The organism is Methylomonas sp. BG-2 (assembly GCF_057766305.1).
In genome coordinates this window covers 1-10,612 of sequence record NZ_JBYMAP010000147.1, presented here as the reverse complement: position 1 = coordinate 10,612, position 10,612 = coordinate 1, and the positions used below count along the sequence as shown (strand labels likewise).

Annotated in this window: 8 protein-coding genes; 2 read left to right on the top strand and 6 right to left on the bottom strand. The window is 54.3% G+C overall.

The features are described 5' to 3' along the window. The 4 genes from AC3B8H_RS14235 to hemL form a co-directional block, all read right to left on the bottom strand. Positions 1-1,192: ATP-grasp domain-containing protein (locus tag AC3B8H_RS14235; protein WP_488442208.1), on the bottom strand; the 1,192-nt coding region annotated here is incomplete at its 3' end. A gap of 10 nt (positions 1,193-1,202) precedes the next feature. Continuing rightward, positions 1,203-3,221 carry a TonB-dependent receptor family protein gene (locus AC3B8H_RS14230; RefSeq protein WP_488442207.1) on the bottom strand — a complete coding sequence of 673 codons (2,019 nt, stop codon included), beginning with the start codon at positions 3,219-3,221 and terminating at the stop codon, positions 1,203-1,205. A 1,431-nt stretch (positions 3,222-4,652) separates the two neighbouring features. Next, positions 4,653-5,891, bottom strand: coding sequence for a DNA recombination protein RmuC (locus AC3B8H_RS14225; RefSeq protein ID WP_488442206.1), 1,239 nt, complete (start codon positions 5,889-5,891; stop codon positions 4,653-4,655). Between the two features lie 171 nt (positions 5,892-6,062). Further along, entirely contained in the window at positions 6,063-7,343 is a 1,281-nt protein-coding gene (gene hemL / locus AC3B8H_RS14220; RefSeq protein ID WP_488442205.1) for a glutamate-1-semialdehyde 2,1-aminomutase, read from the bottom strand. Here hemL and AC3B8H_RS14215 point away from each other — a divergent pair. Next, on the top strand, positions 7,342-7,482 hold the full coding sequence (locus AC3B8H_RS14215; RefSeq protein ID WP_488442204.1) for a hypothetical protein: 141 nt from the start codon (positions 7,342-7,344) through the stop codon (positions 7,480-7,482). The genes hemL and AC3B8H_RS14215 overlap by 2 nt on opposite strands. A 269-nt stretch (positions 7,483-7,751) precedes the next feature. Here AC3B8H_RS14215 and AC3B8H_RS14210 read toward each other — a convergent pair whose 3' ends face one another. After that, the gene (locus tag AC3B8H_RS14210; RefSeq protein WP_488442203.1) at positions 7,752-8,207 is read right to left on the bottom strand and encodes a hypothetical protein; all 456 of its coding nucleotides are present in this window, start codon (positions 8,205-8,207) and stop codon (positions 7,752-7,754) included. A 15-nt stretch (positions 8,208-8,222) separates the two neighbouring features. Then, positions 8,223-8,837 carry a guanylate kinase gene (gene gmk / locus AC3B8H_RS14205; protein WP_488442202.1) on the bottom strand — a complete coding sequence of 205 codons (615 nt, stop codon included), beginning with the start codon at positions 8,835-8,837 and terminating at the stop codon, positions 8,223-8,225. Positions 8,838-8,955: 118 nt separating this feature from the next. Between gmk and dnaA the strand changes: the two genes are divergently transcribed. Next, positions 8,956-10,272, top strand: a complete 1,317-nt coding sequence (gene dnaA / locus AC3B8H_RS14200) for a chromosomal replication initiator protein DnaA (RefSeq protein WP_488442201.1) — start codon at positions 8,956-8,958, stop codon at positions 10,270-10,272. Positions 10,273-10,612: the final 340 nt, after the last annotated feature.

The window sequence follows — 10,612 nt, the reverse complement described above, 5'->3', positions numbered from 1 at the left end:
ACGCCAAGCTGGCGCGGGCTTGGGCCAAGGCTTGATGCACGGTATCCGCATCCGTGCCGACGCCGGTCAAAACTCCCAGGTAATCTTTATTGGAATGGGTAATCGCTATGGTGTCGCCCGCTTGGTGCAGGACGCGAAGGCCGATGTCTACGGCACCGCCGTTACGGTTGAACGGCGTGGGGGCGGTGATGATTTGGCCGTCCGCGGAGGGTGTCAGATAGCGTATCGCGGCCGCGCGCGGCGCGGACGGCAAGGCCGGCAACGGTTCGCCCAAATGCAGCCACAGCACGGTTTGGAACAACGGGATGCCCAGCGTCTGCTCCAATAGAAAATCGCGCCGGTCGCCGATGCAGCGATAGTTGATTTCAATCAGGCGCGGCCCTTGGGCGGTCAATACGAATTCGGTATGGCAGGCGCCGAAGCCGACGCCGAAACCGCTGATCTGGTTCAACACCTCCTGCTGCTTCGCCAGCTCGCTGCTCCAGTCGGCTTCCAGTTCGACGAAGTGCGGCGGCGCGGACAGCCGAACGTGAAATCCGCCCAGCGCTTGCAATCCCTTGCCGTCGCCCAATGTTTCCAGCGTGCACAGCGGGCCTACGAGGTATTCTTCCAACAGCATGACTTGGCCGGGCCGGGTTTGCCAAACCGCTTGGCAATGGGCGGCGAGTTCGGCATCATCCCGCGCCAAACCGACTTCCTGGCTGGCAACGCCTTCGCGCGGTTTAACCACGCACGGAAAGCCGACATCGGCCGCGGCCCGTGCCAGGCTTTCCGGCTCCGACGCCACCGCGTAGCGCATCGTTTCGATACCTTGCCGGCTGAGATAGCCGCGCATTTCAGCTTTGTTCTTGGCGCGATAGGTCACCTTCCAGTCCTTGCCGGGCAGGCTGAAATACTCGGCGACGATCGCCGTGCTGGTTTGGAGGTGATCGCTGTTGGAAAAAATCGCCGCCGGTTTTTGTCCGCGCCGGCCGACCGTTTCAATCACGGCTAACGGATTAAACACGTCGCAGGCGATGATGGCGTCCGGATAGGCCGGCAGCCCGGTTTGGCTAAAGTGCCGACGGTGGGCTTCGGCTTGGTCGGTCAAAAGCACCGGCGACAGGCCGAGATGCCGCGCCGCCGGCAGAAAGCCGTCGTTGACCGATTCGGTCGGGACATGAGTCAGTAGAATCAATTCCTGGTTACGCATGATTTTTTCCTCATAAATCCATTTGCACGCTGAGCATTACGGAGCGGCCCGGTCCCGGCATTCGGCCCAGGCTGGTATCCACGCCGCGGAAGTAGTAGTCCTGGTTGAACAAGTTGTTGCCGGCCAGTCCGATCCGCATGTTCGCTTTGTCGACACGGAAGTCCTGGGTGATCTGGGCGTTCCAAAGCCAATATCCCGGTATCTTGCCTTTGTCGCCGACGGCGTTTTCCGCCACGGTGTTGGCCGCATCGGTGAATGCGGAACTCAGGTACGAGCCGTTGATGTTGAAATTAACGGTGCCGATGCGGTAGTTGCTTTGCAGGCTAATTTGATGGTGCGAGCTAAAAGGTACTTCATTGTTTTTAAATGCGACTTGCGAGGTGCCGCTGAACAGGTTTTTCAACTGCCGCGTGTCCACGTAGGTATAGCCCGCCTTGAGATCGAGGCCGGTTACGAGGGATGGACGCCAATCCAGTTCGGTTTCATAGCCTTCATGCCAAGCTTCGCCGAGGTTGCGGAATTTGGTGCTGCCGTTTTCCACGACGCCGACGATTTGGTTGTCGAAATCGAAACGGAAATAGCTGAAGGTGGCGTCGAGCTCCGATAACGGCGACACGCGTAAACCGACTTCGTAGTTCCAGGCCTTCTCCACGCCGGTATCGCCTCCCAGGGTAATTTGGGTGAATTGAACCGGCTGCAAGGATTTGTGCAGGTTGCCAAACAGGAATATTTTATCCGGCCATAAGTGATAGCCTACGTCGAGACCGGGCAACAGCTCGTCGCCACGGCTGTCGGCGGCCGTGCCGGTCAAGCGGTTGCGGCTGGATTGCTCTATCCATTCCGCACGCAAGCCTGGCGTGACGCTAAGCCGCTCATTCCACACGCTCAAGGTATCGCTGGCATAAAGCGCAAAGGCATCGGTGCCGAAATGGAAGTTTTGGGCGGTGACGACGTTGCCGTTGCTCAGGCGAGTCCGATCGACGCCTTGTTCGACGTCTTCGCTGACGTAACGCCCGCCTAAGGTGAATTTGTGATCGAGCCAGCCGGTCTTGGCGCCTACGGTTAGACGCGGTTCGGTGCCGTAAACGGTGAAGGTGCGCGGGCTGGTTTGCACGCCGTTGGACACCTTGGCGGGATCGAGATTACATGAAGTTCCGGCGGCATTGAGCAGACAGCCGACCGTGAACTCCCTGTCGCTGGTATGGGCGAAGTTGGTCCAGTTGAACTCCGCCGGGCTGCCGAACAGGTCGAAATGTTGGTTGTAGACCAAATGTCCACGCACGGTATCGCCCTGGAATTTGTCGTACGGCCGTTGCGACTGAAAGCGGTTTTGTTCGTAGGCTTGCGGCGACAGGCTGCCCGGCAACTGGGTATCGGTATTGTAATACTGCAAACCGGCCTTGATGTCGGCGTTGTTGGTGACGAACCAGTGGGCATCCAAGGCCAAGTTTTCCACTTCAGTGTTCGAATGGGCGCGGGACGAATCGCCCATCAGCGTATTGGCCTGAAATTGCAGGCCCAGCCTGTCGTTGACGAAGCCACCGGCACGCAGGTAGCTGTCGGTCAGCACGTTGCCGGTCTCGGTGGAAATGGTTAGCGCCTCCCTTAGGGTGGCGCTGAATTTATCCTGAATCGGTTTGCTGATGAAATTGATCACGCCACCGACATTGTTAGGCCCATAGCGCAAGGCCACCCCGCCGCGCGCGACATCGATTCGATCCACGGTTTGCATGGTCAGCGGGAACATCGACAAGCCTGTTTGCCCATACGGTGCCAACGCGATCGGAATGCCGTCAACCAATACCAACGTGCGTGTGCTACGCCTGGGGTCCAATCCGCGCACGCCGATATTCGGCAGAATACCGGTACCTGTTTCATCTTGGGCGCGGACGCCCGGTACTAAGCGTAAAGCGTCTTCCAGCGTGCGGGCACCGGCCTGTTGCAATTCGGTGTCGGTGACCGCTGATCGCCCACCTGGGTAGGTGCGAATATTGTCCTTGGTCGGCGGCTCCAGCCAGTCTCCTTTCACCGCGATTTCTTCCAAAGTATCCGTGTCTCGCTCGGGCTCAACAGCTGCTAGCGGCGATGAAGCAAAATATGCGCTAGCGGCTAAAGTGATAGCCAAGCGAGAGGTCGCACGTCTCATGATAAGGGCTCCTTGATGATTCAATTGCATTTGTTAATTTCAATCGAAATTGCAATATCGACAATCGTTACTATTAAATTTCTACCAATGGTTATTCCCTATTCGCTCGCAAATTCATGCGAAGGGAAGTTTGTTGGGCTTATTGAAGATTTTTCCGGCACTATTACCCCGCGCAAACAGCCACGATTTATTCAGTTCGCAGTTATTTCACGACTGTAAAACTCCGGTGTTTAGTTTTATATTTTCAGTCGATCTTGCCTCATTCCAAGTTTCCGCCAATGTGTCCGCCAGGCCTAGAAAATCCGTTATTCCTAAACGCGGCGATAAGATTTTAATGTACGGATGTATGGCGCTTAGTTGCGTACCGATTCGATCGATGGCTACCTGGCGAAAGAGCTGGGTGGCTGTTGCTTATCAATCCAAACTCTAAATTGTTGGATCGGTTTCGGGTGGGCTGATCATTAGGCTTCCTGATTTGAACGCCATGACAAATTCGCATCCTTGCCATGCCTAAGTCAGACACCCCGAAATTGGACTACTTTGCTTGGTGTTTTCGGCTTGGAAAATAAAACGGATTTTATTGACATCGGCCTTCGTGAAAACCATTCACGTGTCCATACCAAAATGGCGGGGTCCATTCCGAATGGCACGAATAGCCAACTCCACTTGTTTGGCCGCTTATCAATTTTCCGCGAGTTTGATGAATATCAGCCGCTGATGAATTCATCCTGATGCCCGAATCTTCGCGCCTTGACAGAGATTGACAGTGCAACGGAAGCGTTGCCGGATTCTTGAATTTGGCGGTTTGCGGTATAGGTGTCGATTTACTTGTTCGTTCGTTGGATACGAAGCGGAACAAGCTTAGGCATAAAAGCTGATTGAAATGGGCGGTCGGTAACATAAAAGCCTCTCGGTTGATGAAACTGAAAACGATTGGCTGGCTACCGTTAGGTCGGCTGGCAGTGATGCTTGGATCTGGTTTATTTAGTCAAAATTAATTTGCCGCACACTGAAAAATCAGAAGATTGAAAAGGCGTGATAAGAACAGCACGAGAGGCGGCCTTTCGGTATAAATGATAATGATTATCATCAACAAGTCAAGGAAAAATTTCCTGGCACTTTTTTCTTGCTTTTTTGGTTGATTAGGAGTTTTGGGGGAAGGCGAATTCGCTACAGAACCTTACATGGACACCCTCCCAATTTGCCAAGTAATAATTTCGATTCTATGTAACCATTCAGCTGCGGAACGGGGCTAGGCCAGAAACTTCTGACAACTCCCTTCGCAACGAAGATGCAAGGTAGCGTCGTTCAAACTCATGCCTCGTCACTGGCGTCCATTTGCTCGGTCAGGCTCTTGGGCAGTTTCTTTTTGACTTTCACGCCCAGTTCTTCGAGCGCGCCGGCTTGGCGCAACAGATTGCCCTGGCCACTGCTGAGTTTGTTGACGATGCCATCGTAGGTTTTTTGCACGGTGCTGAGTTGATTGCCGAGCTTTTCGATGTCTTCGACAAAACCGCGGATTTTGTCATACAGCGCGCCGGCCTTGTCGGCGATCAGCCGGGCGTTTTCGTTTTGTTGCTCGTAGCGCCAGATGTTTTGGATCGTGCGTAGCGTCGCCAACAACGTAGTTGGGGTAACGACGACGATTTTATGTTCGAAGGCATCGTTGAATAGTTTTTCGTCGCCTTGAAAGGCGGCCATGAAGGCGGCTTCGATCGGCATGAACAGCAGCACGAAATCCAGAGAGCGCAGGCCTTTCAGGCTGGAATAATCCTTGCCGCTGAGGCCTTTGATGTGGGCGCGCACCGCTTCGACGTGTTGTTTCAGCGCTTCGACGCGTTCGGCGTCGCCTTCGCTGGAGCAGTAGCGTTCGTAGGCATTCAACGAGACTTTGGAATCGATCACCACGTCCTTGTTGTCCGGCAGGCGGACGATCACGTCGGGTTTGAACAGCCGGTTGTCCTGGTCGCGGAACGCGCCTTGAGTTTCGTATTCGATGCCTTTGCGCAGGCCGGATTGCTCCAGCACTTTTTCCAGAATCATCTCGCCCCAATTGCCTTGGGCTTTGTGGTCGCCTTTCAAGGCGCGGGTCAGATTCAGCGCTTCCTGATTCATTTTCTGGGTGTCGCGGCGCAACGAAACGATTTCCTCGCGCAGGCTGATGCGATCCTTGGTTTCGTTGTCGTAAACGCTTTCCACCCGCTGTTTGAATTCGCCGAGCTGCTGCTTTAGCGGTGCCACCAGCGTTTCGATGCTGGCCTTATTATGCTCGACGAATTGCTTGCCGCGTTCCTCGAAGATTCGATGCGCCAGATTTTCGAACTGGGCTTTCAGTTGATTTTCCGCATCCTGCAGCAAGCGGATTTTTTCTTCGTTATGCTTGTGTTGTTCCTGCTGGCGGGTATTAAGTTCGGCGTTTTCGGTTTTCATAGCCAATAGCTGTTGTTGCAACGCTTGCAACTCCGATTCGCGCTGATTCAACAGGCTTAGCCTTTCCTCGGCAACCGCCAATTTCACGGTTTGCTGCTGCAGTAATTGCTGTTGTTGTTCCAACTGTATTTTCAGCTGGAGCTGTCTTTTTCCAGCCCGCCAGGCGGTTACCAGATAAGTAGCCGCCGCCGACAAGAATGAAACAACCGGGAAAACCCAAAATTCAATCAATTCCTTCCCCAAACCGGTGCCTAAAAGCTAGGGACACCCACATTGATCGTAACGTCCGCCAACTCATAACCCCTTAAACACTTGAGCCGCCGCATCCACCGTAGCCTGCAAATCCTGATCCGCATGCGCCGCGGAAACAAACCCGGCCTCGAAAGCCGACGGTGCCAGATAAACTCCGTGTTCCAACATCGCATGGAAAAAGCGTTTGAAGCGGTCCGCATCGCAGGCCATGACCTGAGCAAATCGGCTGATGGTTTTTTCTTGGCTAAAGAACAGGCCGAACATGCCGCCGACCTGATTGGTGGTGAACGGGATGCCGGCCGCGTCGGCGGCGGCTTGTAGGCCGGCCAACAATTTGCTGGTTTTGGCGGCCAAGGCGTCGTGGAAACCCGGCGCGCCTATCAGTTCCAGGGTTTTCAAGCCGGCCGCCATCGCCACCGGGCAGCCGGACAAGGTGCCGGCTTGATAAACCGGGCCGAGCGGGGCCAGATATTCCATGATTTTGCGGCTGCCGCCGAAGGCGCCGACCGGCAGGCCGCCGCCGATGATTTTACCCAGCGTGGTCAAGTCAGGCGTGATGCCATACAGGCCTTGCGCGCCTTGTAAGCCGACGCGGAAGCCGGTCATCACTTCGTCGAAGATCAGCACGCTGCCGTATTGGTCGCAGACATCGCGCAGGGTTTGCAAGAAACCAGGTTCCGGCGGGATGCAGTTCATGTTGCCGGCTACCGGTTCGACGATGATGCAGGCGATTTGCTCGCCGATTTCGGCGAAGGTTTGTTTGACCGCATCGCTGTCATTGTAAGCCAGCGTGATGGTCTCGGCGGCCAACGCGGCCGGCACGCCGGGCGAGCTGGGTACGCCTAAAGTCAACGCACCGGAGCCGGCCTTGACCAGCAAGGAATCGGAATGACCGTGGTAGCAGCCTTCGAATTTGACGATCTTGTCGCGACCGGTATAACCGCGCGCCAAGCGCAGCGCGCTCATTGTCGCTTCGGTACCGGAGCTGACCATCCGCACCAGGTCGATCGACGGCAGTAGCTCGCAGATTTTTTGCGCCATCACGGTTTCGATTTCGGTCGGCGCGCCAAAGCTCAAGCCTTTTTCGGCGGATTGCTTGACGGCTTCTATCACAGCCGGATGGGCATGGCCCAAAATCATCGGCCCCCAGGAACCGACATAATCGACGTAGCGCTTGCCTTCGGCGTCCCAGACGTAAGCGCCTTGGGCTCGGTCGAAATAGACCGGCGTGCCGCCGACACCCTTGAAGGCCCGCACCGGCGAGTTGACGCCGCCGGGTATCACTTGTTGGGCTTGAGAAAAAAGTTCGCTAGATGAGGTCATGATGAAAAAATCCGTTGGTAAATTGCTGGCGCTGGTTGCGGGAAAACGGCATTTTCCGACCATTCTCCGTAATGTTAGTCAACCAGGGTTGGTTTGGCCGCCGCCGGAGCGGGAACGGTTGGCTGTGAAATTGGATTAAAACCCTGGGAAACTCCGCAAAGGTAAATTTCGAATAGGGCTTTGTTTGACCCGCCACGAATCGAGTTTTCCATTACCGTGAATCCCGGATTCATTGCTCCGACAATGACACGTTTGGTGTTTTCCTGCTTGGAGCTTCGAGAAGTTCAGGGGGAACGGCAACTTCACCGGATCCTGTCAACCGCGGCTGCAGCCTCTCCCACGGGTCTGAAGTTCCAGGGGCGAATGCCGGCTGATGGTTAGCCGGCATTCGCCTAAACCGTTTTAGGCTTACTGCGGTTTGCCGAACAAATGCGGACCTTTGGGTACCGGTTTGTTTTGCAGGCAAAAATAGGCGGCCGCGTCGAATTTGATTTGCAGCGAGTGAGTATCTTCGTGTTCTTTCAAATACTTTTCGGCTTCGGTATCGGCCAAGTCTTCGGACATATGGCGAGCAATACAGCCGCAACTTTCCTCCAGACGCGGCTTGTCCACATCCGGATTGTTCGAATTGTGCAGCTCCCGTTCGACGCATTTTTGCGCGAACTCCTTTTCGAAACGAAACTTGGCGGTATCGGTGGCTTCGCCGTGTTCGACATGTTTTTTCTCCGGCGCCTTGGCCTTGGCAGCCGATTTTTCCGAACTTGCCGGTTGCGACTTGTCGTCCGAACAGCCGGTGATAGTCAAGGCCGCTGCGGACAGCAGAACTAAGCCTATGAGTTTTAATCTGGGATGAGTGGTCTTCATAATACTTATCTATAGTTAGTTGAGTAAGTTTTCCAGCAAAGCGGTAATTTGTTGCTGTTGGCGCTGCTGAGCTACCCGGTTGGCGACCACGATGCTTTTTAATTGATTCAGCGCGGTTTCGAAGTCATCGTTAACCACCAGATAATCAAATTCCGGATAGTGGCTGATTTCGGTGACGGCATCCTGCATCCGGCGGGCGATGGTTTCCTCGGTATCCTGGCCGCGCCCGCGCAAGCGCTGTTTTAAAATTTCGATCGACGGCGGCAAGACAAAAATCGACTCGCTGTCCGGCTGCATATTCCTAACTTGTTGAGCGCCTTGCCAATCGATTTCCAATATCACGTCGGTACCGCCGGCCAACGCCAGTTCGACGGTACGTTGAGCCGTGCCGTAGAAATTGTCGAATACCTGGGCGTGCTCGAGAAAGGCCTGCCGTTCTATCATGGCTTTGAATTCGTCAACCGACACGAAAAAGTAATCGACGCCGTTTTGTTCGCCGACCCGCATCGGCCGCGTCGTATGCGAGATCGATACGGTCAGACCGTCCAATTCGGCGGTCAAGCGTTTGACCAAACTGGTTTTCCCGGCGCCGGAAGGCGCGGAAACGATGTAAAGTTTGCCGGTAGTCATTGTAAAAAGCTGGAAATCGATGCGGCCGCCATTCTTTTCTGATAACGACCAAGAGTCAAGCCCCATCCCGCCGCTGTGCTATCATTTGCCGTCTTTTTAGACGTCTTAGACACCCCCGATGAGTGTGATTTGGAACAACTGCCTGGCCAAGCTGGAACATGAAATTCCCGGCACCGACCTGAATACTTGGATCCGGCCACTACAAGCAGTGGAAACCGACAGCCAGTTAAAACTGCTCGCACCCAATCGCTTTATCATTGATCATATCAAGCAGCACTTTCTGACCCGCATCGAAGACGCGGTCAACGAATTTTCCAATGCCACGCTGGCGGTGCATTTCGAAATCGGCAGCAAAAAAGCACCGGCAATCAAAGCGCAAACGCTAAACAAGAGTCCGGTTCAGAAAAAAAACCAACCCAATTTTTTAAACAAGGCGTTCACGTTCGAAAGCTTCGTCGAGGGTAAATCCAATCAATTGGCCCGCGCCGCGTCGGTCACGGTTTCCGACAACATCGGCAAGGTGTATAACCCGTTATTCGTTTACGGCAGTTCCGGCTTGGGCAAAACCCATTTGATGCACGCGATCGGCAATGCGGTGCTGCAGAAAAAACCGGACGCCAACATCGTTTATCTGCACTCGGAAAAATTCGTGCAGGATATGGTTAAAGCCTTGCAGCAAAACCAAATCAATCATTTCAAGGATTACTACCGTAACATCGATGTACTGTTGATGGACGATATTCAATTTTTGGCCGGCAAGGAGCGTTCTCAGGAAGAGTTTTTCCACACCTTTAATAATCTGCTCGACCAAAAGCACCAGGTAGTACTGACTTGCGATAAATATCCGAAGGAAATCGAAGGTCTGGAAGACCGTTTGAAATCCCGATTTAGCTGGGGTTTGCCGGTGGCGATAGAACCGCCCGACCTGGAAACCCGCACCGCGATTCTGATCAAGAAAGCCCAACAGGTCGGCGTGGATCTTAGCCACGACGTGGCGTTTTTCATCGCCAAACGCATTCCGTCCAATGTTCGAGATCTGGAAGGGGCATTGCGCAGAGTAGTGGCCAACTCGCAATTTACCGGCCGCGACATCACCGTCGAATTTACCAAGGAAGCCTTGCACGATCTGATCAGCCTGCAAGACAAACTAGTCAGCATCGACAACATCCAAAAAACCGTCGCCGAATATTTCAAAATCCGGGTCGCCGATCTGTCATCGAAAAACCGCAAGCAGTCGATTACTCGCCCTAGGCAAATCGCGATGAGTTTGGCCAGGGAGCTGACTTCGCACAGCTATCCGGAAATCGGCGACGCTTTCGGCGGTCGCGACCACACCACCGTCATCAACGCCTGCAAACGGGTCGCCGAACTCAAGGACGAAGACGTCAAGATGGCGGAGGACTATAAAAACCTGTTACGCACGTTGTCACACTAAGCCTTGCGGCGGGCGGTATCGCTCGTTGCTTCCAACTCCGGGCGCTTTTCCGCCCAAACCCGCTACGCCGGTTCAAACACCTAACCTCGAAATCCGGGCAGTGCCTACAGTCCTGTTGCTCGGTCCTATCCAAATCGGGTGGAACAAGCAGTCACTTCGGTAGCGTTCTTTCGTTTCGCCCACTTGAGCGAAACACAAAGGATGTTTGTCGCAAACTTTCTGTTTCTCCAGTCCCTAAAAATTAGTCCTTCCCTCTCGAACAGTCGCCGATTAAAAGCCTGTCTCAAGCCCAATCCGTTGTCTAAACCTTAGATTCTCGTGTCGAGAAACCCCCTCCGCA

Excerpts from the sequence above, each read along its gene's own strand:
- hemL (WP_488442205.1), bottom strand. The coding sequence starts at position 7,343 with ATGACCTCATCTAGCGAACTTTTTTCTCAAGCCCAACAAGTGATACCC.
- dnaA (WP_488442201.1), top strand. The coding sequence starts at position 8,956 with ATGAGTGTGATTTGGAACAACTGCCTGGCCAAGCTGGAACATGAAATT.
- AC3B8H_RS14210 (WP_488442203.1), bottom strand. The coding sequence starts at position 8,207 with ATGAAGACCACTCATCCCAGATTAAAACTCATAGGCTTAGTTCTGCTG.
- AC3B8H_RS14215 (WP_488442204.1), top strand. The coding sequence starts at position 7,342 with ATGATGAAAAAATCCGTTGGTAAATTGCTGGCGCTGGTTGCGGGAAAA.
- gmk (WP_488442202.1), bottom strand. The coding sequence starts at position 8,837 with ATGACTACCGGCAAACTTTACATCGTTTCCGCGCCTTCCGGCGCCGGG.